Annotated in this window: 19 protein-coding genes and 3 pseudogenes; 11 read left to right on the top strand and 11 right to left on the bottom strand. The window is 65.6% G+C overall.

All coding sequences use genetic code 11. The features are described 5' to 3' along the window. The first annotated feature begins 493 nt into the window (after window positions 1-493). Window positions 494-1,990, top strand: a complete 1,497-nt coding sequence (locus tag QTI68_RS36825) for a hypothetical protein (protein WP_286529176.1) — start codon at window positions 494-496, stop codon at window positions 1,988-1,990. 89 nt (window positions 1,991-2,079) lie between these two features. Continuing rightward, window positions 2,080-3,282 (top strand): BamA/TamA family outer membrane protein, encoded by a 1,203-nt coding sequence (locus tag QTI68_RS36820; protein WP_286529175.1) that lies wholly within the window; start codon window positions 2,080-2,082, stop codon window positions 3,280-3,282. A gap of 36 nt (window positions 3,283-3,318) precedes the next feature. On the opposite strand, the gene pgaD is transcribed toward QTI68_RS36820, so the two are convergent. Genes pgaD through pgaA form a run of 4 tightly spaced genes read right to left on the bottom strand, consistent with a single transcriptional unit; the run spans window position 3,319 to window position 8,999 of the window. Next, entirely contained in the window at window positions 3,319-3,873 is a 555-nt protein-coding gene (pgaD, locus tag QTI68_RS36815; RefSeq protein WP_286529174.1) for a poly-beta-1,6-N-acetyl-D-glucosamine biosynthesis protein PgaD, read from the bottom strand. Between the two features lie 14 nt (window positions 3,874-3,887). Then, entirely contained in the window at window positions 3,888-5,141 is a 1,254-nt protein-coding gene (gene pgaC / locus QTI68_RS36810) for a poly-beta-1,6-N-acetyl-D-glucosamine synthase (protein ID WP_286529173.1), read from the bottom strand. 19 nt (window positions 5,142-5,160) lie between these two features. After that, window positions 5,161-6,954: a poly-beta-1,6-N-acetyl-D-glucosamine N-deacetylase PgaB gene (gene pgaB / locus QTI68_RS36805; RefSeq protein WP_286529172.1), complete on the bottom strand. Its 1,794-nt coding sequence runs from the start codon at window positions 6,952-6,954 to the stop codon at window positions 5,161-5,163. Beyond that, window positions 6,951-8,999 carry a poly-beta-1,6 N-acetyl-D-glucosamine export porin PgaA gene (gene pgaA / locus QTI68_RS36800; RefSeq protein WP_286529171.1) on the bottom strand — a complete coding sequence of 683 codons (2,049 nt, stop codon included), beginning with the start codon at window positions 8,997-8,999 and terminating at the stop codon, window positions 6,951-6,953. The genes pgaB and pgaA overlap by 4 nt, the downstream gene beginning before the upstream one ends. 226 nt (window positions 9,000-9,225) lie before the next feature. On the opposite strand from pgaA, the gene QTI68_RS36795 reads away from it, so the two are divergent. Then, the gene (locus tag QTI68_RS36795; RefSeq protein ID WP_286529170.1) at window positions 9,226-10,587 is read left to right on the top strand and encodes a DcaP family trimeric outer membrane transporter; all 1,362 of its coding nucleotides are present in this window, start codon (window positions 9,226-9,228) and stop codon (window positions 10,585-10,587) included. 75 nt (window positions 10,588-10,662) lie between these two features. Here QTI68_RS36795 and QTI68_RS36790 read toward each other — a convergent pair whose 3' ends face one another. Beyond that, window positions 10,663-11,208 (bottom strand): VOC family protein, encoded by a 546-nt coding sequence (locus QTI68_RS36790; RefSeq protein ID WP_286529169.1) that lies wholly within the window; start codon window positions 11,206-11,208, stop codon window positions 10,663-10,665. Window positions 11,209-11,409: 201 nt separating this feature from the next. Between QTI68_RS36790 and QTI68_RS36785 the strand changes: the two genes are divergently transcribed. Both QTI68_RS36785 and QTI68_RS36780 read left to right on the top strand, forming a co-directional pair. Continuing rightward, window positions 11,410-12,315 (top strand): LysR family transcriptional regulator, encoded by a 906-nt coding sequence (locus QTI68_RS36785; RefSeq protein ID WP_286529168.1) that lies wholly within the window; start codon window positions 11,410-11,412, stop codon window positions 12,313-12,315. Window positions 12,316-12,460: 145 nt separating this feature from the next. Further along, a complete protein-coding gene (locus tag QTI68_RS36780) occupies window positions 12,461-13,819 on the top strand; it encodes a class II 3-deoxy-7-phosphoheptulonate synthase (protein ID WP_286529167.1) in 1,359 nt (452 codons plus the stop codon). On the opposite strand, the pseudogene QTI68_RS36775 reads toward QTI68_RS36780, so the two are convergent. The 5 genes and pseudogenes from QTI68_RS36775 to hppD form a co-directional block, all read right to left on the bottom strand. Then, window positions 13,800-14,303: pseudogene (locus QTI68_RS36775) on the bottom strand (tripartite tricarboxylate transporter substrate-binding protein); the annotation flags it as partial. The gene QTI68_RS36780 and the pseudogene QTI68_RS36775 sit on opposite strands and share 20 nt — an antisense overlap. Before the next feature lie 6 nt (window positions 14,304-14,309). Beyond that, window positions 14,310-14,603, bottom strand: a pseudogene (locus QTI68_RS36770) (LysR substrate-binding domain-containing protein); the annotation flags it as partial. 363 nt (window positions 14,604-14,966) lie between these two features. Continuing rightward, window positions 14,967-15,899 carry a phenylalanine 4-monooxygenase gene (gene phhA / locus QTI68_RS36765; protein ID WP_286529166.1) on the bottom strand — a complete coding sequence of 311 codons (933 nt, stop codon included), beginning with the start codon at window positions 15,897-15,899 and terminating at the stop codon, window positions 14,967-14,969. Window positions 15,900-15,921: 22 nt separating this feature from the next. Next, on the bottom strand, window positions 15,922-16,227 hold the full coding sequence (locus tag QTI68_RS36760; RefSeq protein WP_286529165.1) for a 4a-hydroxytetrahydrobiopterin dehydratase: 306 nt from the start codon (window positions 16,225-16,227) through the stop codon (window positions 15,922-15,924). A gap of 29 nt (window positions 16,228-16,256) precedes the next feature. Then, window positions 16,257-17,345 (bottom strand): 4-hydroxyphenylpyruvate dioxygenase, encoded by a 1,089-nt coding sequence (hppD, locus tag QTI68_RS36755; protein WP_286529164.1) that lies wholly within the window; start codon window positions 17,343-17,345, stop codon window positions 16,257-16,259. A gap of 148 nt (window positions 17,346-17,493) precedes the next feature. Between hppD and QTI68_RS36750 the strand changes: the two genes are divergently transcribed. Next, window positions 17,494-17,973, top strand: a complete 480-nt coding sequence (locus QTI68_RS36750; RefSeq protein WP_286529163.1) for an Lrp/AsnC family transcriptional regulator — start codon at window positions 17,494-17,496, stop codon at window positions 17,971-17,973. A 12-nt stretch (window positions 17,974-17,985) separates the two neighbouring features. Here the strand turns inward: QTI68_RS36750 and QTI68_RS36745 are convergent, their stop codons facing one another. Further along, window positions 17,986-18,903 carry a LysR family transcriptional regulator gene (locus tag QTI68_RS36745; protein WP_286529162.1) on the bottom strand — a complete coding sequence of 306 codons (918 nt, stop codon included), beginning with the start codon at window positions 18,901-18,903 and terminating at the stop codon, window positions 17,986-17,988. Between the two features lie 131 nt (window positions 18,904-19,034). Between QTI68_RS36745 and QTI68_RS36740 the strand changes: the two genes are divergently transcribed. The 5 genes and pseudogenes from QTI68_RS36740 to QTI68_RS36720 form a co-directional block, all read left to right on the top strand. Continuing rightward, window positions 19,035-19,991, top strand: coding sequence for a hydroxymethylglutaryl-CoA lyase (locus QTI68_RS36740; RefSeq protein WP_286529161.1), 957 nt, complete (start codon window positions 19,035-19,037; stop codon window positions 19,989-19,991). A gap of 18 nt (window positions 19,992-20,009) precedes the next feature. Further along, window positions 20,010-21,164, top strand: coding sequence for a CaiB/BaiF CoA transferase family protein (locus tag QTI68_RS36735; RefSeq protein WP_286529160.1), 1,155 nt, complete (start codon window positions 20,010-20,012; stop codon window positions 21,162-21,164). Between the two features lie 32 nt (window positions 21,165-21,196). Further along, the gene (locus QTI68_RS36730; RefSeq protein WP_286529159.1) at window positions 21,197-22,177 is read left to right on the top strand and encodes a Bug family tripartite tricarboxylate transporter substrate binding protein; all 981 of its coding nucleotides are present in this window, start codon (window positions 21,197-21,199) and stop codon (window positions 22,175-22,177) included. Between the two features lie 25 nt (window positions 22,178-22,202). Next, complete coding sequence (locus tag QTI68_RS36725) at window positions 22,203-22,727, top strand: gamma carbonic anhydrase family protein (protein ID WP_286529158.1); 525 nt, start codon at window positions 22,203-22,205, stop codon at window positions 22,725-22,727. A gap of 26 nt (window positions 22,728-22,753) precedes the next feature. Further along, a pseudogene (locus QTI68_RS36720) lies at window positions 22,754-22,909 on the top strand (4-hydroxyphenylpyruvate dioxygenase); the annotation flags it as partial.

Below are 22,909 nucleotides of genomic sequence, written 5' to 3'. Positions count from 1 at the left end.
CGCGAATATGGAACTCGGGCGCAGGCGGCAGGAGATGCCAACCCAGGATCCTCCGAGTTGACCGGCAGCGATGGGCCGAAGCGGCGTAGCGAGTGAACAGCAGCACCTCGGCGCCTTCCCGCGCCGCCAGGAATGTCGAGAAGCCCGCGATCCACGTCCGCGCGTGGGGCTTCGCGAGTTGGTCCGTGATCGCATCCTGCACACTATTGCGAATCGCAGGCGGCCGGCATGGCGATTTCGGACGGCAAGATCGCCGTGATCCCAGGTGGCGGCGTCGCTGCTTGCCTATACCTACGACGTGCTGCCAGACGCGACCGCCGCCGCAGCAGCAGTGCTGCTGTGATGGGGACCCCTCCTTCAGGGAGGGGGCGCGAGGGCCGTGTGGATTGGAAAATCCTGCCCGTGCGACGCGTCCCGCGCCGGGGTCCACTGCGCCTGCGCGCGGACGCGCTTCGCCGAATTCGCGCACCAACCCATCCACATGACATCCTCAATGCTGAGCATTCTTTCACGCTCCCTCGTCGCCGCCGCCGTCCTCACGATTACCGCCTGCGGTGGCGGTGGCGGAAACGGTGGCTTTGCCACCCCGACCCAAGCTTCTTCCGCAAACCCGCCAACCCGCCCCGCGGAAAGCCGCCTCGCCACGCCCGATGCAAATACAGCCTCGACCACCCGCCTCGGTGGTCTGGCTGCCGTCGGCGCACCCGTTGCGAACGGCAGCGTTTCAGTCCAGTGCGCGACGGGTGCTGCCGTGGCCACGACGACCGGCGCCACGGGCGCGTGGAGCGCCACGTTGACCGGCCAGACGTTCCCGTGCCTGGTCACCGTCAGCGGCGGCACCGTACCCGCCGGGCAGTCGCTCTATTCCGTCGCACTCGACGCCTCCGACCTCAACGTGACCCCGCTGACCGGCCTCGTGGTGGCGGGAGGGCTTCATGCCGATCCGTCGACGATCACTGCGTCTTCGCTCGCTTCGTCGGCTTCCAGCGCCCTCGAGCAAGGACTGGCAAAGGTCAACGCGAGTCTGAAGGCTTCAGGGTACACGCCGCTGGCCGGCAATCCGCTCACGACATCATTCCAGCCGAGTGCCGGCGACGCGCACGATGACCTGATCTCGACCCTCATGCGCTCCCTCGCCGACGAGAACATCGCCTATGACGAGATGCTCTCGTCGATCGCAGCCGCAGGCGACGCCGATGTGTCGATCCCGTTGACGCATGTCTTCAAGACTGCGGAACTCGCCGCAATTCCCCAACTGAACAAGGCCTCCATCTCTGCCAGCGGTGACGAACTCTCGATGACCCTCGGCGCAGGCGCCAATGCGGTGGGAAGCTTCGTCGGCGGCGGCAACGGCAACAAGGCCGTCCTCCAGCTGCCAGGCCTTGCCGGTACGAAGCTCATCGACTTCAAGGACATGGCCATGGACGTCAAGGGAGCGACCAGTTCCGGTGGCAGGAATGTCTATGCCTACGTGAACTTCACCGTCGACCTGACCTGCGACGGCTCGCCGCTTGCGGCGAATGCGACGCTGGCCGATGTCCGCAAGAAGCGTCGGATCGTGATCTTCGACCCGTTCGCGAAGTTCGTCCAGCAGGACAACACCATCTCCGACAGCGCCTTCAGCACCGTGAAGTTCAGCCGCGCGACACCGGGATGGCGGGTATCCGCGGGCACGCCCGTGGGAAGCGGTGTCGCCTTGAATCCGGACTACATCGGGAACGAAACGCTGGCCAGTTTCGACTTCGCCACCTATCCGAACGCTTGCATCGTCGACGGGGTCACCGGCGACGGCGGCATGTACCGCGACAAGAGCGATGCCCAGTGCGACACGACCGCCGCATTGGCAGGCGACAAGCCAGCCGCTTGCGGCAAGCCCTACAGCGGCGCGATCGTCGTGCTCGGTGACAGCGGCACGGTGGTCGCCTCCGACTGGAAGGTGAAGAAGATTCGATTCAACGCCGCCAACGCACGGAACTTCGCGTTCCAGTAGGCACGTTCTCGCATCTCGACGGTTCGACGCCGCTCGGTTCCAATGGGGATTCGTCGCCACGTTTCCACACCCCGTCTGGACATTCAACGATGCGTTTGCTGCCGCACGCCCTGCTTCCTGCGCTGGCCATGGTCGCTTCGGCGGACGTCGCCGCTCAGGCCTCGCCCGAACCACTGCGCGATGAGGGTGCGCTAACTTCAGAGACCATGAAAGAGCCCGCGCCACGAGGTCGCGAACGGTTCTTCGATCCCGAGGATGGCGCCTTCGACCTGAGCAGCTTCCTCGAGAATCCACACGGTTTCCTGCCGATCCCGATCGTCGTGACGGAGCCGGCCGTCGGCTATGGCGGCGGCGCCGCCGGCATGTTCCTGCGGCCACGCAAGGAAGCGGGTGAGGAAGGTTGGGCGCGCCCCGACATCTCGGGCATCGGGGCATTCGCCACCGAGAACGGGACGAAAGGTGCGTTCGCGGGGGACGCCAGCCGCTGGATGGACGGGCGCTTGCGCACCCTGTTCGGCGCCGCGACCGGACAGGTCAACCTCGACTTCTACGGCCTGGGCCCCGGATTGCCATCGTTGGACCAGAAGGTGCGCTACTCGCTGCAATTCGCAGGCGCCGTCGCACAGGTCAATTGGCAGCTCGCGCCGAAGTCGCCGTGGGCGATCGGCATGCGCTACGTCTTTGCCGACGTCGACCCGAAGCTGCGCGAGGGGCCCCAGCCTGCCGGTCCGGCAGACAGTGTCCGCGTGAAGATCTCCGCGCCGACCGCCATTCTCGAGTACGACACGCGGGACAACATCTTCACGCCCACGCGCGGAATCTATGCCGAAACGTCCTGGCTGGCATCACGCGAGGCCTTGGGCTCGACCGATGATTTCGAGCGTTTCCAGCAGATCTTGATGGGCTGGCAGCCATTGGCACATGGCGTCACGTTGGGCGCGCGGGGAAGCTATGCCTGGTCGTCCGACGGCACCCCCTTCTTCTTGCGGCCGTTCGTCCAACTGCGTGGCGTCCCCGCGATGCGATACCAGGGCGACCAGGTGGCGTCCCTCGAAATGGAGGCGCGCTGGCGCCTCTTTGGCCGCTGGAGCGGTGTCTTGTTCGGCGGGGGTGGGACAACACGCACCACCGGCGAGAATTTTTCTGCCACGCAGAACGTGGGCAGCGGCGGCTTCGGCTTTCGCTACGAGCTGGCACGCAAGTTCGGTCTGGATGTGGGCATCGACGTGGCCCACAGCCCGGGCACGACGGCGGTGTATCTGGTGGTGGGAAATAGCTGGTTCCGTCCTTGAGCGAGCATCGGCCGCGCCGCGTCGAAACGACGCCGTTCAGAATCTTGGTTCCGCCGGCACAGGCAACCTGGCACCCTCATGAAGGTGCGGCGTTCGCACCGCGCCAAACACACGCCCTTGATCGTCATGTTGCACGCGAAGGCAGCGCGCTTCGCGCCACAGGGGCTGGTCCGGGAGTGCCACCCCGGCCGCCGCGAACTGCTCGTCGGGAAGCAACGGCGGAACTTCCCGGTCGCGACTGGGCTGCTGACGCAGGCGACGCCGCTGCCGAAGGCCCGCCAGGCCCAACCACACCATGAGACCCGCCGCCATCCACAGATAGGGACGCAGGTCGACGGCGAGCGGGGCTTCGATCAGGTTCCCGAGATAGGTCCCCGCCGACGGGCTCAGCCATGCAACGCCGGCGATGACGGGCTCTCTCAGAAACCACAGATAGGCCATCCAGGCAAGCAAGGTCATGACCAGGTCGCGCACGCGCATCCACCACTGCGTGCGTCCCCGCTGAATTCGCGGCGGCCAATCGCGCGGCGGGGCCAGTTCCGGCGGCGAAGCGTCGTCGTCCCCCGGCGTAGCAAGCGTCTTCTGCATCATTGAATGCTCCCGCGTCAACGCAGGCCGCGGTCGGGGCTCACCCAGGTTCCGCGCATGCTGCCGATGTGAAGGATGGCACGCGGCAGGCCGACGACCGAAGTCGCGGCCTGGGCGGCCCAGAAAACCAGCGGATACCAGACGACCCAGAACAGCGATCGGAACATGCCGCGCTCGAAGCGCTCGTCGATCCAGGCGCTCGTCACGGCCTGCGCGAGGTAGGTCAGCGCCAGGACCTGGCCCCAGCCGCGCGGCAATGGTCCGAAGGCTGGCCAGAATTCAGGCAGGGCGATGCCCCAGAAGCGCAGCAACGGGCCCACGCCCCATGCCAGGAAGCCCCCTGCGATCGCATAGGCCCAGGCGACCGCGACGACATAGTTGATCCATACCGGAAGCATGCGCGGCTGCGCCAGCAGCTTGGGAAGAACCTTGAGCATGACGGTCACGCCGCCCTCGGCCCAGCGCAGGCGCTGGCGCCACAGTCCGCGGAAGGTCTCCGGCATCAGGATCCAGCACAGTGCCTTGGGCTCGAAGGCCAGCCGCCAGCCGGCGAGTTGGAGGCGCCAACTGACGTCGACATCGTCGGTGATGGCCTCGCGAGACCACCAGCCGGCGTCCTGCAGTGCGCGCTTTCTGAAGGCGCAGATCACGCCGGAGACGGTGAACAGCGATCCATACACGGTCTGGGCCCGCTTGATCAGCCCCACGATGGACGAAAACTCGCCGACCTGCAGGCGCCCGAGGAGCGTGGCGTGGTTGCGCACCCGCGGATTTCCGGTCAGCCCGCCGATGCCTTCATCGGTCTGGAACCGACGCACCAGCCATGTCAGCGCATGGCGTTCGAGCAGCGCATCGGCGTCGATGCACACCAGCAACTCATGCCGGGCGGCCAGCGCGCCGGCGTTGAGCGCGGTGGACTTGCCCTGGTTGCTTTCCAGGTGCACGACGCGCAGCATCGGCAGCTGCGGAATCAGGGCCTCCAACCATGCCCCGGTCCGATCGGTGGAGCCGTCGTTGATCGCGATGATCTCGAAGTCCGGGTAGTCGATGCACGACAGGGCCCCGAAGGTTTCGGCCAGTTGCCGCTCCTCGTTGTGGCAAGGCACCAGCACCGACACGCCCGGGTACGACGGGAGCACCGGAGGATGCTCCGGCCGCGGCTCATGGCGGCCGCGCAATCCGACGTAGAGCAAGCCACCCGTCATCCAGAACAGGGCCATCACGAAGGGATAGCCGAAACAGAAGGCGGCGATGAGTTCGTTGAAGTACATGGATGTTCAGCTCCTTCCTTCAACGTTGCATCGGAAAGATCGATCCCGACACCGCGGGTGCCGCGATGGCCGCTTCGGGCCGATCCGCGACGGGATCGTCCGGACACCAGCCCAACGAAACGCCGCCGCGGCGCTGGAAGTCGAGGGCCTTGCGGACCAGTACCCGGGCGTCGGGCGGCGCCACGCCGGTGAACCATCTCAGGAGCGTTGGATCGACAGGCGAGAGGCGGTCGTCGGCGACCGGGTCGTCGACGCCTCGAGGCACGAGGGTGATGTCTGCCAGCGGGTGCGGCGCTGCGACGGGATGCCGTGGCGCGACCCACACCAGTTCCAGTCCGGGTCGCGCGGCGTCCAGGGCCGCGAAGGCCCGCCATCCCGGCGCGTCGATGCCGTCCGCACGCCCCAGGTTCGCGAGCATCGACTGTCGCCGCTCGCGTATCACCCAGGATGACCAGCCCAGCGAAATGCCCGGACGGTGCGCGAAGAGCGGCGGCGGACCGTCGAAGTGAATCGCCAGCGCCTGCGTGTCCTCGAGCAGCCAGCCGTCCAGCGGCACCCTGGCACCCAGGTCCTCATAGAGGCGCTGCACGCGCGCGTCGTCGCCCAACGCCGCGAGTGCCTCGCGATGCGGCAGGCGGGCATAGACCTTGACGCCGGCGCGCGTGTTCATCTGCCAGGCGATGCGCGACAGCCAGTCGCCCGCCAAGGGCAGCTCCCGGGCAGGAAACCAGGCGGCGGAGATCCGCCCCTGTGCATCGCGGCGAACCGCGTCGACCACCAGGCCGGTCACCCCCAGCGCCCGCACGCGCTCGATCGCCAGGCCCAGGCGTTCGTTGCTGGCCTCCGCGCTGTCGGTCCACAGGGCCGCCGGGTCGAGGCAGACCAGGCGATCCAGGCGCCGCTCGTTCGGATCGGGACGCAGGCTCTGCACCAGGTCCGGCAGCGGCGGGTTGTGCCTGTGCAGCAACCGGGCCAGCCTGAAGGGCTGGTCCAGGCGAGAGGGTCCCTGGTCGAGCACGAGCGCGAAAGCGAAGCCCAGGTCGCGGGCCGCCTGCATGCCGATGCTGTCGTAGCGGCCGTAGGGCCACACCAGCGCACGCGGCGCGCGACCCAGTTCGCGCTGCAGGCTTGCCCGCCCGGCCGCCAAGTCGGCGCGGACGCCCGCCGCAAAGTCGGCTTCGCTCTGGTAGCCCATGCCGGGGGTGTAGCGGCGCGTCACCGCCGCCGGCATGGTGTTGCCCTGCGGGTTGCCGACGACTTCGGCGTGAAGCGACTGGCTGTGCAGCGCGAACTCGACCAGGCCCGAACGCTGCATCTCGCGCGCCTGATCCCAGGTGATGAAGCGCTCGCGCGGCACCGCTCGACCGCCATAGCGAACCATCGAGCCTGCAGGTGGTTCCATCCATTCGCCCACCAGGGCCGCGACGATCGGGAAGCCATAGGCGAGCGCCAGCGGGTAGACGCGGGTGTACAGGCTGCGGTAGCCGTCGTCGAAGGTGATCAGCACGGCCTTGGCGGGCAGCGCCTTCTCTCCGCGGCCCGCGCGTGCGATGTCGTCAAGCGAGATCGCCGTCCAGTCGTTGCCGCGCAGCCAGTCGAAAAAGCTCACCAGACGATCCGCAGTGACCGCGTCGTCGTCCAGGTCGCCCGGAGCGTCCACCACGTCATGAAGGCCCACCGTCGCGAAGGTCGCGGCCGATCCGGATGCAGGCGACGGCTGCTGCGCGAACGCGGGCCGGGCGGCCAGGCACAGGAGCAGCAGCGACATCGCCAGCATGCGAATCGCCTTGTTGGCGGGCCGGCTCGTGTTCATCTTCCGAACCTGTGCTCGAGCTTGAGGTAGCCGTTCAGCGTGCGCTCGCGCTGGCCGTTGTAGACGTTGCTCGCCCATTCGATGCCCCAGGTCAGTTCGGTCCAGGGATCATGGCGCCAGGTCTGCTCGTAGGCGGCGCCGCCCACCGCGTAGCCGCCGAAGTCGCGCTGGTCGAACATGCCGATGGTCAGTCGCAGCCGCTGCAGCAGCACGCGCTCGTAGACACGCCCCAGGACATGCTGAAGCTGCGCCTCGACGGAAGGCAGCCATGACTCCCTGGGGTTGAAATACGGCGTAACGGCCAGGCTGTTGCGCTGCCATTCGACGCGCGGCCTGACCACGATGTCGAGGTGCGGCCGATCGAGCAGCGTGAGGGCGCCGTCGATCGTCACCTGCTCCCGCCTGTTGCCGTCGCTGAAGTCCATGTATTGCGCCCTCAGGCCCGCCTCGGTCGATTCGGTCCAGGCATAACGCAGGCCACCTCTTGCCGCATCGGCCGTGATGCCATGAAAATCCGCCCGCAGCGGGGCGTCCGGCGAATGCTTCGCGGCATCCGCCAGGAACGTCCAGTGATCGGTCGGCTGCCACTGGGCGGCGAGTGAGCCGCCCGATGTGTTCAGGGAGCCTGTTTGGGACCATGCCAGCGCGTTGACCTTCCAGTCGGGCCAGAGGGCCTGCACACCGCCGCCGAAACGATGGCGTTCGGCGCGGCCTTCCTCGATGGAGTCGGCGCTGCTGTCGGCCAGTCCGATGAGCCGCCAGCTGCCCGCGAAGGTCGAGGACTCGACCTGGAGGCTGGCTTCGCCGCCATTGCCGGGCCCTTGCAGCGCCTGGTTGTCGGTATGCCTGCCACCCAGCGCGAAGCGCACGCTGGGGCCCATGGCGGCGTCGAGTTCCCGCCGCGCCTGCTGCACGCGTGGAATGTCCGCGCCTTCTTCCAGCAGCGGCGCCAGGCGCTCCTCGGCGCGCAGCAAGCGATGGCGTCGCGTGTCCGAGTCCACCTGCTGCACGCGAATGCCGAAGTCCTCCGGCGCCAGCGCGGCGGCGGTATCGATGCCGTCTTCGGCCCGGCGCGGCCAGCCCTGCTGGGCAGCGACATCGGCCGCCTGCGCGCGCAGCCAGGGGAGAGCCGGGGCGCCGCGCTCCAGCGGCGCGATGCGCTGCCACGCGGCGGCCGGCATGTCGGCATAGCTGTGCACCGCAGCGTCGAAGGCCTGCGCTTCGAGCCAGACTTCGTTTTCGCGCGGCGTCTGCTGTTCGCCTGCACGGCGCCAGGGCGGTCCCGCAGCGGCCACCAGGGCGTCGACCGTGGCGAAGGCCGCGTCGAAATCCTCGGCTTCCGTCTCTGCATAGGCACGGCCCATCATCATCGAGCGCCATGGACCCTCGTCGTCGGCGCGCTGCGAAGGCGTCAGGCGCTGCAGGGCTTCGTCGTAGACGCGGCGCGCATCGGCGGGGCGGCGCAGAGCCAGCAGCGCGTCCGCCTCGGCTTCGAGGACATAGGCCGGCAGGGCATCTTCCGCCGCACGCAGCACCTCCACCTGGTCCACGGCGTCCTGCCAGCGCTCGCGGTGGCGCAGGGCCACCGCACGGTCGCGTTGCAGACGCGTGACCAGACCCGGGTCCGGCGGTGCGGCGGCACGTGCCTCGACCAACAAAGCGTCGAGACGGGCCAGCGCCGGGTCCACGGCGTCGAAACGCCGTCGGGGATCGGGCTCCCGCGGAGGGATGTCGATCGCCCAGCGCAGGCGCTGGCCGGCGACGCGGCTGCGCACGCCCGGGTCGGCGCGGGCGCCCAGCGCGTGGGCGGCGGCGCTCGGGGCGCCCAATTCCATCAGCACATCGGCCAGGGCTTGGGTGACTTCGGCATTGTCTGGCTGCAGGCGCCGAGCCTGCGCGATCGCGCCAAGGGCGGCATAGCGATCGCCCGCGCGCAGGAAGGCGCGACCGCGCTCGAGCAGCGCCTGCGCTGCCACCGCTGCGTCGGCCTGCGCGCCGGGCCTGGACGGTGACCGAGGGGCCTGCGTTGCACCGGGCGCAGTCACGCCCTGTCCTGCTGCGATGCCGCATGCCACCACCCCGGCCAGGGCGGTGGAGCGAAGACCCAAGGTGGAAGAATGTCGGAGAATTCGGCACTCCTGAATGCGGCCGGGGCCTGCTTGTTTCAGCCTAAACGTGGCAACCAAATCCGTCAAACACCCGGCTCCTGAGATTCGTTGCGCCATTTGCCAGTCAAACGCGACCTGTCAACTCCACCACAGAGGGGGTGTCATGAGGAAATCGCTTTGGACGCTTGCGGTCGTCGGGGCCATTCACGCCGCTCCCGGGGCCTGCGCGGCCGACCAGGCGTCGTACGACGAACTGAAAGCCGAGTTGCAGCAGGCCATGAAGACGATCCAGGACCTGCAGGCGCGCATGACGGCCCTCGAGCAGCAAAAGGCGGCCGCCCCGGCGCCGGCCGCCGTGGCCGCGCCCGCTGCCGCCGCTTGGGCACCCGTCGTCTCGGTGGGCACGAGGGCCGAGGACGGCGTCCCGGACCCGGACAAGGCCAGGGTCGAGTTCTACGGCCAGGCCATGATCGACACGATCTACGACTTCAAGCGCATGAACCCCGACTGGCAGGCGACCCTGCGGCCATCGCAGATTCCGATCATCTGCCCGGGATCGCCAGGATGCGGCAAGGATGGCACGACGGTCTTCAGCGTGCGGCAATCGAGCCTCGGGTTCAAGTCCTTCATCCCGACGAGCCTCGGCCTGGTCAAGACCGACCTGAGCTTCGACCTCTTCGCGACCAACGGCGGGACCCAGATCCACTGGCTGAACGCGTGGGCCGAACTCGGCATGTATGGCGCCGGCCAGACCTACTCGAACTTCATGGACATCGACGTGTTTCCGAACATCATCGACTACTGGGGACCGAGCGGCATGGTCTTCGTGCGCAATCCTCAGCTGCGTCTGACGCCCTACAGCCAGGATGGATTGACCGCGGCCTTCTCGCTCGAGGCGCCCAGTTCCGCCATCGATACCGGTCGGATCACACGGGTGGACCCGGCGCTGGGCGCCGGCATCACCGGCTGGAACCGTGCCCCGGACGCCGTCGCGAGCCTGCAGATGGACGGCGACTGGGGCCATGTCCGGGCCGCCGCCATCGTGCGACAGGTCGGCTTCCAGAACACGATCAGCTTCAACAGCGAGCCGTCCGGCTCGAAGACCGGGTACGGGCTCAATCTCAGCGGCACGTACAACGTGTTCGGCGAGGACAGGCTGAGCGCGCAGGTCGTCGGCGGGCAAGCCATCGCGAGCTACATGAACGACGGCGGCGTGGACCTGGCCCCGGGCGCGAACCTGCAGGCCGAAACGGTGGGGTCTCTGGGATGGCTCGTCTACTACAACCACGCCTGGAGCGAGAAGTGGAGCAGCGCCATCGGCTACAGCGAGCATCGGCAGAACAATACCGCCGGACAGCTTGCCACCGCCTTCCACAAGGGCAGCTATTCGTCCGTCAACCTGCTGTATGCCGCCTCTCGAAGCATCCTGCTGGGCGGCGAATTCATCTGGGGGCGCCTCGAAAACAAGTTCGGACTGTCGGCAGACGACTACCGGCTGCAGTTCTCGACCAAGGTCACGTTCTGACGTGGACCGTCACGAGCCAGGGGCCCTCGCGCAGCGCCACGGCTAAGGCGCCGGGGAGCCGTGCTGAACGGCCTGTCAGGCCAATGCCCGAAACTCACGCGCGTGCAGAAAGGATGCGTGTTTGGGCGCACGCTTCGTCTTTGACCAATCCTCCAGCATCTCCCACTTCACTGCATCAAGCCTTCGAATCATTGCCGCCTCGTCGGGGTCTGGGCAGGCCAACTCGACGCGGTGGCCATTCGGATCGAAGAAATAGATCGAGTGGAAGGCGCCATGGTCCGTGACGCCAAGAACCTCCACCTCGTTGTCCTGCAGGTGGGCCTTGAACTCAAGAAGCTCCTCACGATCCTTGACGCGGAAGGCGATGTGCTGCACCCATTCGGGCGTATTTGGGTCCCGCCCCATGGGCGGCTGTGTGGGCAGTTCGAAGAACGCCAACACATTCTGATTGCCCGCATCCAGGAACACATGCATGTAGGGATCGGGCGCCTTGGTCGACGGGACTTGGTCTTCCGCGATCGCCAGGACGAAGTCCATCTTGAGCATCCTGTTGTACCAAAGAACAGTTTCCCTCGCGTCGTTGCACCGGTATGCGACGTGGTGAATTCGATCGATCTTCATATGAGCTTCTCCGTCAATTGAATGGCCATGCGATGGGGAGGCGGTAGTGCTTCGCGACGTCACCGCCGCAGCGCTTTTGTCCATGGCAGGCCATGTTCACGCAATAGGCCAACTGTCCTGCTTCCTCTCCACACCTCAATTGAACTGGCTTTTGACATATCATTCAAACCGTTTTTGTTGATGCATTAAGCAGAGAATCCGATGAATGCCACGCTCAAGCAGCTACGCGCGTTCCTGGCAGTGGCCCGCACAGGCAGCTTCACGCTCGCAGCTGAAAGCCTCTACGTCACCCAGTCCGCTTTGAGCGGGCTGATCAAGGAACTGGAACAGGCGCTGGGTGCACGCCTGATCGATCGCAGTACGCGACGCGTTTCGCTCACAGACATCGGCGAGCGCCTCCATCCCATGCTGGACGGTGTGATCAATGACTTGGACAGCGTACTGCAGCAGGTGCATGATCATCGAGCGATGAAGAAGGGGCTGGTCCGGGTCGCTGCCTCTCAGTTGCTGGCCTCCACGCTGGTGCCCGATCTGATTGCCGCTTACCAGGCCGAGCATCCTTCGATCGACGTGAGGCTGATCGATACTCCGGCAGCCGCAGTCATGGCTCGCGTATTCGCCGGCGAGGCGGAGTTGGGCATCGGGCCCGAACGCGAGCCCAACTCCGACATCACGTCCACTCGGTTGTTCGACGGACCGTTCATGGCGGTCTTTCCACACGAACACCCACTGGGAAAGCGCAAGCGCCTGCGCTGGAAGGATCTCGCTCCGTACTCGGTCATCACATTGCAGGGGCAATTCACCGAGCGCCTGCTCCAGGACCTTCGCTCAGGCGCGCCGGATCTGGTATTTGCGCCGGCCACCGAGGTAGCCTACATGTCGACGGCGTTGTCCATGGTCAAGGCGGGTTTGGGGGTGGCGCTTTGCATCCCGTACGCCGCGGCCCTGATTGAGGTCTACGGGCTCCAGATGAGTCCGTTGGGCGGGCCGGAGGTGCGTCGGAGCTTTGATGTCTTTACCCTCCGGGGACGCACCCTCTCCCCCGCCGCCGAGAGTTTCTTGCACTTCATCGGGCCCAGGATCAGGGCCATGCCGCATCTTCGATGACGGGGCACCAGCGCTACGATCATTCATCAGCCTCATCGTTCCGATTCGGAAACCCTGTGATCGCGCCTGGCCTGTAGGCTTGCCCTATCCTCAGGCCATGCCCGTCCGCAGCCCTGGTCCAATCGCCCGAAACTGGAAACAGACGATGCCCTCTGAACACAATTGGCGTCCCGACGCCTGGCGCGGCCGACCCGCGATGCAACTGCCGACATATGCCGACCCCGTTGCGCTGCGCGAGACTGAAGGCCGGCTTTCGGGCCTGCCCTCGCTGATCTTCCCTGGCGAGGTTTCGCAGTTGCGCACAAGGCTCGCCGCCGTCGCCGGCAGCAAGGCCTTCCTGCTGCAGGGCGGGGACTGCGCCGAGAGCTTCGACGAGTTCGGACAGCAGCCCGTGGAATCGACGTTCCGGGTGATCCTTCAAATGGCTGTGGTGCTGACCTATGCCGCGGCATGCCCCGTCGTGAAGGTCGGACGCATCGCGGGCCAGTTCGCCAAACCGCGATCCTCCGAGATCGAGGTTCAGGATGGCAAGTCGCTTCCCTCCTACCGGGGAGACATCATCAATGGCAGCGCCTTCAATGCGAAGGATCGCGAGCCCGACCCCTCGCGCCTGCTCAGCGCCTACTCGCATTCCGCAACCACCTTGAACCTGCTGCGAGCGCTTTCCCAAGGCGGGTTCGCCGACCTGCATGAGGTGCATCGATGGACGGCAGATTTCGTTCGCTCGAGCCCCCAAGGCGAGCGCTTCGAGGAGCTCGCCGACCGCATCACACAATCCCTCGCCTTCATGGAGGCCTGTGGGTTCGATGCCGCACGTGCGCCGCAGTTGCACGCGGTGGAGTTCTACACCTCGCACGAGGCCTTGCACCTTCACTACGAGGAGGCGCTGACGCGACTCAACGAGCGGACCGGGCGCTGGTACGGGGGCTCCGCCCACATGCTGTGGCTGGGCGAGCGGACTCGCCAGCTCGACGGTGCCCATGTCGAATACCTGCGCGGCATCGAGAACCCGGTCGGGGTGAAGTTGGGCCCGAAAGCCAGCCCGGACGACGTCCTCCGGTTGATCGATGTGCTGGACCCCGATGCCAGCGACGGCCGTCTGGTGTTGATCACTCGCATGGGGAGCGACGCAGTTGCCGAGCGCCTGCCGCCGCTTTTGCGTGCCGTGCGTCGTGCCGGGCGCACGCCCGTATGGTGCTGCGATCCCATGCACGGCAACACGGTGACCTCGTCGAATGGCTACAAGACCCGAGACTTCGGGCGAATCCTGTTGGAACTGCAAGGCTTTTTCGCCGCGCACGCGCAGGAGGGCACCTATCCCGGAGGTCTTCATTTCGAAATGACGGGTCAGGACGTCACGGAATGCCGCGGAGGCGCGCAAGCGTTGACGGACGAGGCGCTGTCCGCGCGCTACCGCAGCGCCTGCGATCCCCGGTTGAACGGCTCTCAGAGCCTGGAGCTTGCATTCATGATCGCCGACGTTCTCAAGGCTGCGCGTCGATAGCGTACGGCATGGCGGCGATGCACCGTTGCCATTCGCCTAGTCGGAGGTCACGCCGCGCTTCGCGGATCATCACTTCGCGTTCTGATCGGGCGACCCGCATCCTCTTGATGTACTCATCCGTGCTTCCCGGCAGCGCCACCATGCCGTTCTGCTGGATCACCTTCTGCACGCCAGGATCGGCCAAGGATCGCTGAACCTCGTCATGAAGACGGCGCACGATGGCCACCGGCGTGCCGCGCGGAACCGCGAGGCCCATGTCCACCGTCGCCATGCCCACCTTGGGATAGGTCTGCGCGACGGTTGGTGTGCCGGGCAGCAGCGGGAACGACTCGAACGAGGTCACGGCGAGAATCTTCAGTTTGCCGGCCTCCGCCATCGGCGTCACGCTGGACGGCATTCCGAACAGTACGTCGACCTGGCCGCCGATCAGGTCCGTCATCGCGTTCGCGGTGCCTTTGTAGGGAACGTGTGTCCATGTGATGCCGGTGGCCTTCGCCCATGGATCGGACAGCGGCAGCGCCTTCAGTCCATAGGTCGAAGCCACCGGCTCCGCGACCTCGCGCGGAACGACCGCGATCCCGAGGTTGGCGCGGACACAGCGCAACGAGGCATCGAAGGTCGAAACGACGGCGCGATAGCTGATCGGCTTGCCGATGATGGCGGCAGCGCGCGCCAGCATCGTGTGCACGGCCGTCGACGCGGGGAGACCGACATGGTCGTAGTCGAGCGTTTCCTCGAACGCGCACCGCTTCTTGCTCGCGATCGGGTGTGACGGGCTGGCGATGATGGTGTCACCACGGCGGAGCTTTCGGCCTCGATCTTGAGCCACTAGGCCGGGAGCGGGAAGCGGTGCCTAACGCCAATCGCAAACGATTGGCCGCGTGCCAAGTGCCCCACCTCCGTGCCATCCGGAACCCACCCACGAGGTTACACAGCAAGTCGATCCGGCCGAAGCGCCCGATCGCCTACGGTTGCCGAGATGACTTCGCCAGCCCGCAGCAGGTTCACTCCGACAACAAAATGCGCTCCCTACTGGGAATTCGCTGTCGTAGCTGACGGTTTGCTGGTCCACCAACACCAGCTGTGCGCCCCCGTCAGCAAAGCTCTTCGCCACGACGTGGCCCCAGGTTGCCCGCGGCGCCCGTGATCAGGACTGTCTTGTCGCGGAAGCTCCTCCTTGCACGATTTCCTGCTTTTGTCGGTGATAGCGCCCGGATCCTCGAGACAGGATTCGATCGGTCGCCAGTACCGTTCCCGGCTGGTGCTCGGGAAGGCCTTTGATGTGCTCGTAGACTGGAGCGAAGTCGATGCGTGCGAGCGCAAGAAGCTCATCAAGGTTGTCGATCACAAAATAGCTCTCCTGGAAATCGTCGATGCGGTAGTGCGTGCGCATCACGCGTTCGAGGTCGAAGCCGATGCGATTGGGTGACAGATCGTCAAGCGCGAACACGCTTTCGGTGAAAGACGACGCAATGCCCGCGCCATAGATCCGCATGCCATCGGCCTGCTTGACCAGTCCGAATTCGACCGTGTACCAATAGACGCGCGCCAGCTTGTCGAGCACTCCCAGTTCCTTCGCGCGAAGGCCGCCCAGACCATAGGCCTGAATGTAGTCACCGATGACAGGATTCATGAGCATCGGGACATGACCGAACACGTCATGGAAAACATCTGGCTCTTCAAGGTAGTCCAGTTCGTGGGGCTTGCGGATGAAGTGTCCAGCGGGAAATCGCCGGTTCGCCAAGTGGTCGAAAAACACATCGTCCGGGACGAGACCAGGGACGGCAACCACTTGCCACCCGGTCTTCTTCATGAGCACTTCGCTCAATGCCTCAAAGTTCGGGATCTGTTCCGGGCCAATTGGCAAATTCTTCATGCCCTCCACGAACTCGTCGCAAGCGCGCCCTGGCAGCAGTTTGCTTTGACGGTCGAAGAGCGTCCTCCAGACGGCATGTTCTTCGACCGAGTAGTTCGACCACCCCTGATCGATGGTCCAGTCGGGCCGGTGAGGCTGTACGTCGTCAGCGGCGAGGCCATGCTTCGTTGCCTCGCCGGACTGTTCATTGAGTTGTCGCTGCATGAGAGTTCTCCGGTTTCTGTCTTCAGGACGCCGCGATGGCTTCGTAAAGCCGTGCTGCCAGGCGCGCCATCTCGATGTCTCGCATCGAGATGCCGCTGACGTCGTGTGTGGTCAAGGTGATGTCCACGCGGTTGTAGACGTTGAACCATTCGGGATGGTGGTTGACCTTTTCCGCCGCGAGGGCCAAGCAGGTCATGAAGCCGAACGCCTGGCTGAAGTCGGCAAAAACAAGCTGGCGCTTGATCAGGCCCCCACGGGTGTCCTCGCAGCGCCACCCCGGAAGATCTGCAAGCAGTTCAGTGGCATGGAAAATCTCGAGTCTGTTCATGACATGCTTCGAAGATCAGGCGAAGACGCTCAACTTGTAGCAAGAACGCCGCGGCGCACCTGGTCGCGTTCGATCGACTGGAAGAGGGCCTTGAAGTTGCCCTCGCCGAAGCCCTCGCTGTAGTCGCCCTTGCGCTGGATGAATTCGAAGAACACCGGGCCGCCGAAGGCCGTCTCCGAGAAGATCTGCAGCAGCAGGCGCGGTGTGCCGCCTTCGGTGGTGCCGTCCAGCAGGATGCCGCGCGCCTGCAGTTCGGGGATCGGCTCGCCGTGGCCCGGCAGCCGCGTCTCGAGCATCTCGTAGTAGACGTCGTTGGGCGCGGTCATCAGCGGCACGCCGGCCAGGCCCAGCTGGTCGATGGTGTCGATCAGGTTGTCGCTGAGAAGAGCGATGTGCTGGATGCCCTCGCCGTTGAACTTCATCAGGTACTCCTCGATCTGGCCCGAGCCCTTGGCCGACTCTTCGTTCAGCGGGATGCGGATCTTGCCGTCGGGCGCGGTGAGCGCTTTCGAGGTGAGGCCCGTGTATTCGCCCTGGATGTCGAAGTAGCGGATCTCGCGGAAATTGAAGAGCTTCTCGTAGAAGTTGGCCCAGAACGCCATGCGGCCGCGGTAGACGTTGTGGGTCAGGTGGTCGATCACCTTCAGGCCATGGCCTGCAGGATGCCGCTCGACGCCTTCGACGAATTCGAAGTCGATGTCGTAGATCGATTTGCCGTCCTCGAAGCGGTCGATGAGGTACAGCGGCGCACCGCCGATGCCCTTGATGGCGGGCAGGCGCAGTTCCATCGGGCCGGTGGCGATCTCGATCGGCTGCGCGCCGAGCTCCAGCGCCCGCGCATAGGCCTTGTGCGAATCCCGAACGCGAAACGCCATGCCGCAGGCCGAAGGACCGTGCTCGGCGGCGAAGTAGGCCGCCGGGCTGTTCGGCTCGCGGTTGACGATGAAGTTGATGTCGCCCTGCCGGTACAGCACCACGTCCTTGGAGCGGTGCTTCGCCACCAGCGTGAAGCCGAGCTTCTCGAAGAAGGGCTCCAGCGTGTCGGGCGTGGGCGAGGCGAACTCGACGAACTCGAAGCCCATCAGGCCCATTGGGTTTTCAAAGAGGTCGGTGGTCATGGCGGATGCTCCAGGGCGGTTGATAGTGGTTCGGGACCGCATGCCGGCCCCGTCGTGGTTCATCACTGTAGGCAGATTCGGGTGCAGGGATTGTGCGTATCGAGGCGGATTCGCGCCATCTACGCACGATTCATGTGACAATCCGCTAATGCCGATAGAAACGACGCTCGATTCGATAGATCAGCGCATTATTTCGGTCCTGCAGCTGAACGGCAGGCTGTCGTACGAAGAACTTGGAACGCAGGTGGGGCTCTCCGCCTCGGCGGCGCTGCGGAGGGTGAAGCGACTCGAGGAAACGGGAGTCATTGCGGGCTACGTGGCCTTGGTGAGGGCCAAGAGGATTGGCTTGGGCCTGACCGCCTACATCAACGTCCGGATGGAGAAGCACACGGGCGGCGACAAGCGCAGCCCCATGGATCTCTTCGCGGCCGCCGTGCAGACCTGGCCGGAAGTCATCGACTGTGTCTCCCTGACGGGAGAGATGGACTATCTGATGCGCATCGTCGTGGCGGACATGGACCACTACACACGCTTTGTGATGGACACGCTGCTCAAGCATCCGAGCGTTCAGGACTGCAAGACTAGCTTCGTGATGCGGCCAGTCAAAGCAACGATGACACTCGTGTGACTGACGCACGCGTCACGTGGCGTCCCGGCGAGTCGTCGCCAACGCCTGCAGATGCGCAGCCAACGCCTTGGCCGCAGGTGACAGGCGCTTCTCGTCGTAAAAGCAGATGGCGAAGCTGCGCTGCGCCCATGGATCGGACAGCGGCAGTACCTTCAGTCCGTAGGTCGAAGCCACCGGCTCCGCGACCTCGCGCGGAACCACCGCGATCCCGAGGTTGGCGCGGACACAGCGCAACGAGGCATCGAAGGTCGAAACGACGGCGCGATAGCTGATCGGCTTGCCGATGATGGCGGCAGCGCGCGCCAGCATCGTGTGCACGGCCGTCGACGCGGGGAGACCGACATGGTCGTAGTCGAGCGTTTCCTCGAACGCGCAGCGCTTCTTGCTCGCGATCGGGTGTGACGGGCTGGCGATGATCGCAAGATGGTCGTTGCGATAGGGCCGTGTCTGCAAGCCCTCGAGGTCCGCCGCGTCCCAGCAGACAGCAAGAGGCGCCAACCCTTCCCGCAACCCGCTGACCACATGACGGCTGAGCGCCTCCTCGATGTCGATCCGGATCTCCCGATGTTCCGGGACCTGCAGGAACGAGGCGATGTCGTCAGGGAGGAACTCGGCGATCGATGAGACGGTGGCAAGCACACGCACCTGGCCCTTGATCCCCTTTCCGAAGGCAGCCATGTCGCGCGCGACGCGATCCGCGCCCGCCAGCATGCCGCGTGCATGTTCCAGCAGGATCTCGCCGGCGCCGGTGATCGCGACCCCGCGACGATTCCGCTCCACCAGCACATTGCCCAACGTGCTCTCCAGCTGTGCAATCCGCTTGCTGATGGCGGACGCGACGATGTGATGCTGTTCAGCGGCGCGCGCGATATTGCGTGTCTCGCAGACCGCAACGAAGAGCCGAAGACTTGTGAGATCGAGGTCGTGCATGGGGCAGCCGTGGTGTGGGATTCCGAAATGGAACGTTGTTCGTTCCAATTTACCGCTTTTCGATTGAAGATGGAATGCCTACAGTCTCCCCCACGACGGCAAACCGTACGTCGAGAGCCTGGAGACAACCCATGACACTTCCTTCCGCCCGCCTGCCGCGCAGCGCCGTGATCCGCGAGGTCGGCCTGCGCGACGGTCTGCAGAGCATCGCCACGATCCTCCCTACCGCGCAAAAGATCGAATGGATCCGCGCCGCCTACGAGGCCGGCCAGCGCGAGATCGAGGTCGGCTCCTTCGTGCCTGCACGACTGCTGCCGCAACTGGCCGACACGGCCGAACTGGTCGCCTTCGCCAAGACGCTGCCGAACCTCTTCACGTCCGTCCTCGTGCCCAACCTCCGCGGCGCCGAAAGCGCGATCGCTGCAAAGGCCGACCTGATGATCGTCCCGCTCTCTGCCAGCCATGCCCACAGCCTGGCCAACCTGCGCAAGACCCCGGACGATGTGGTGGCTGAAGTCGCGCGGATCCGCGCGGCGCGCGATGCCTCAGGATCTCGAACCCTGATCGAGGGCGGGGTCGGCACCGCCTTCGGCTGCACGCTGCAAGGTCTGGTCGACAAGAGCGAGGTGCTGCGTCTGATGCAGGCACTGCTCGACGCCGGAGCGGACCGCGTGAGCATGGCCGACACCGTGGGCTACGCCGATCCGGGCATGGTCCGTGACTTGTTCGAGGATGCCGTCAAGCTCGCCGGCGACCACTTCTGGTGCGGCCACTTCCACGACACCCGCGGCCTTGGCCTGGCGAACGTCTATGCCGCGCTCGAAGTCGGGGTGAATCGTTTCGATGCCTGCCTGGCCGGCATCGGCGGCTGCCCGCACGCGCCGGGCGCCAGCGGCAACGTCTCGACGGAAGACCTGGCCTACATGCTGGGCAGCATGAGCATCCAGACAGGGATCGACATCGACAAGTTGCTCGCACTTCGTGCGCAGGTTGCCCGATGGCTGGAAGGAGAGACGCTGCACGGATCGCTCTGGCAGGCCGGCCTGCCCAAGACCTTCGGCCTCACCACCCAAGCCGTTTCAGCCTGATCAACCAGAGACCTCCACATGACCACCACCTCCTCTTCCCTGCCGCTGGCCGGCGTCCGCGTCCTCGAGTTCACCCACATGGTGATGGGCCCGACCTGCGGGATGATCCTCGCCGACCTCGGCGCCGAAGTCATCAAGGTCGAGCCTCCGGGCGGCGACAAGACCCGCAAGCTGCCGGGCCTGGGCATCGGCTTCTTCCGCTCCTTCAACCGCAACAAGAAGAGCGTGGTGATCGACATCGGCACCGAAGAAGGCCGCGCCACTGCCGCTGAACTCGCAGGCCAGTGCGACGTGGTGCTGGAGAACTTCCGTCCCGGGCTGATGGCCAGCTTCGGCCTGGACTACGAGACCCTCTCGAAGAAGTACCCGCGCCTGATCTACGTCACGCACAAGGGCTTCCTGCCCGGCCCCTACGAGAACCGGCTGGCACTCGACGAGGTGGTGCAAATGATGGGTGGCCTCTCGTACATGACCGGCCCGGTCGGGCGGCCCCTGCGCGCCGGCACCTCGGTCAACGACATCATGGGTGGCATGTTCGGTGCCATCGGCGTCCTGGCCGCGCTGCGAGAGCGCGACACGACCGGCAAGGGCCAGGAGGTGCAGAGCGCGCTGTTCGAGAACTGCGTGTTCCTCTCTTCGCAGCACATGCAGCAGTACGCGATGACCGGCGAACCGCCGCCTCCGATGCCCTCGCGCGTCTCGGCTTGGAGCGTCTACGACGTCTTCACGTTGGCCGATGGCGAGCAGCTCTTCATCGGCGCGGTCAGCGACAAGCAGTTCCTGACGCTGTGCCGCGTGATCGAGGCGCCCGAGCTCGCGGCCGATCCGGCGCTGGCCAACAACGCGCTGCGCGTGGCGGTACGCCCTGCCCTGCTGGCGAAGCTCGGCGAGATCCTCCAGCACCACCGCGTCGAAGAGCTTTCGCCGAAGCTCGAGGCCGCCGGCATCCCCTACGCGCCAATCGTGCGGCCCGACCAGTTGGTTGACGACCCGCACCTGAAGGCCAGCGGCGGCCTGGTGCCGATGGAATGCGACGACGGCGAGACCACCGACGTGGTGCTGCTACCCCTGTTGATGGGCGGCCGCCGCCCCGGGGTGCGGCATGCGCTGCCGAGCGTCGGTCAGCACACCGAAGAGATTCTGGCCAGGCTGGCCACTCGCGTTGCCGCGTAGCAGATACCCAACCAAGACCTACGGAGACAAGTATGAACCTCAAGATCCAACGCCGCGGCATCGCCGCAGTCATCGCCGCCACTTTGGTGCTGAGCGCAACGGGCAGCTTGGCACAGGCCTCTGACAAACCGCTCCGCGTGGTCCTTCCAGTGGGTGCGGGCTCTGGCGTAGACACCATCATGCGGGCGGCCACGCCTTCGTTCACCAAGGCGTTGGGCGGCCAAGCCGTGGTGATCGAAAATCTCCCCGGCGCGGGGGGCATCACCGGGACCAGCGTCGTCGTTCGAGCGACGCCCGATGGCCAGACCCTCGGCGTGGTCTCGAACAACCACGTGGTCAATCCCAGCGTCTTCAAGAAGATGCCTTTCGATGCGATCAACGACATCACCCCGATCTCGGTCGTTGGCGAAACCCCCTTCGTGTTGGTCGTGAACCCAAAGGTGCCGGCGAAGAATGCCAAGGAGTTGCAGGCGCTGCTCAAGGCCAAGCCCGACGGCTACAACTACGCCTCCTCGGGCAACGGCACCATCATCCACCTGGCCGGCGCGATGTTCATGGATGCGGCCGGCGTCGACGTGCGCCACATCCCGTACAAGGGCGTGGGCCCGATGGTGGCCGACATCATCGGCGGCCAGGTTGAAATGGGCGTCGTCGCCCTGCCCGCGGTGCAGGGTCAGCTCAAGAGCGGCCAGCTGCGCGCCATCGGCGTCATGGGCAAAAGCCGCGTCCCCTCCCTGCCCGACCTGCCGACCATCGCCGAGCAGGGCTTCCCGACGGTCGACGTCGGGGGCTGGTTTGCCGTCGTCGGCCCGGCCAAGATGCCGCCGGCCGAGGTGAAGCGCCTCCATGCAGCGATCGTCGCCGCCTTCAACACGCCCGAAACCAAGGAGGCGATGGCCAAGCAGGAGAACATCATCAAGCCCATGACGCCCGAGGCCTCGGCCCAGTACTTCAAGTCCGAGCAGGAGCGCTACGCCAAGCTGGTCAAGAAGGCCAACATCGTGGCCGATTGAGCTGCCGAACTTCTGAAAGTCTGACATGGCCCTCTACAGCATCGGCGGCAAGGCGCCGCACATTGCGCAAACCGCGTTCGTCGCGCCGGGCGCGAGCCTGATCGGGCAGGTCGAGCTCGCCGAACGCGTCAGCGTCTGGTTCGGCGCCGTGATCCGCGGCGACAACGAACCCATCCGCATCGGCGAAGCCAGCAACATCCAGGAAGGTGCCGTGCTCCACGCCGACCCCGGATTCCCCCTGGACATCGCGCGCAATGTCACGGTCGGTCACCAGGCGATGCTGCACGGCTGCACGATCGGTGAAGGCTCGTTGATCGGCATCCAGGCGGTCGTGCTGAACGGCGCCCTCATTGGCAAGAACTGCCTCGTGGGTGCCGGCGCGATCGTCACCGAAAAGAAGGTCTTTCCGGACCGCTCGCTGATCCTTGGCGCACCCGCCAAGGCCGTGCGCGAGCTGACTGACGAAGACGTCGCCAAGCTGATGGCCAGCGCCGCCAGCTATGCGGATCGCGCGGCGACCTACGGCAGCGAGCTGCAGCGCGTCGACTGAACCCTCACTGTTCAAGGAAGAATGCAATGACCGATCTGTTCGACAACCCGATGGGCCTGATGGGCTTCGAATTCGTCGAGTTCGCCTCGCCCACGCCCGACACGCTGGAGCCCTTCTTCGAGAAGCTCGGCTTCACGCTGGTGGCGAAGCACCGCTCCAAGGACGTGGTGCTGTACCGGCAG

Source organism: Variovorax sp. J31P207 (genome assembly GCF_030316965.1).
GTDB lineage: Bacteria > Pseudomonadota > Gammaproteobacteria > Burkholderiales > Burkholderiaceae_C > Variovorax > Variovorax ginsengisoli_B.
The sequence above is the reverse complement of the archived record's forward strand: the minus strand, read 5'-3'. Positions and strand labels throughout refer to the sequence as shown.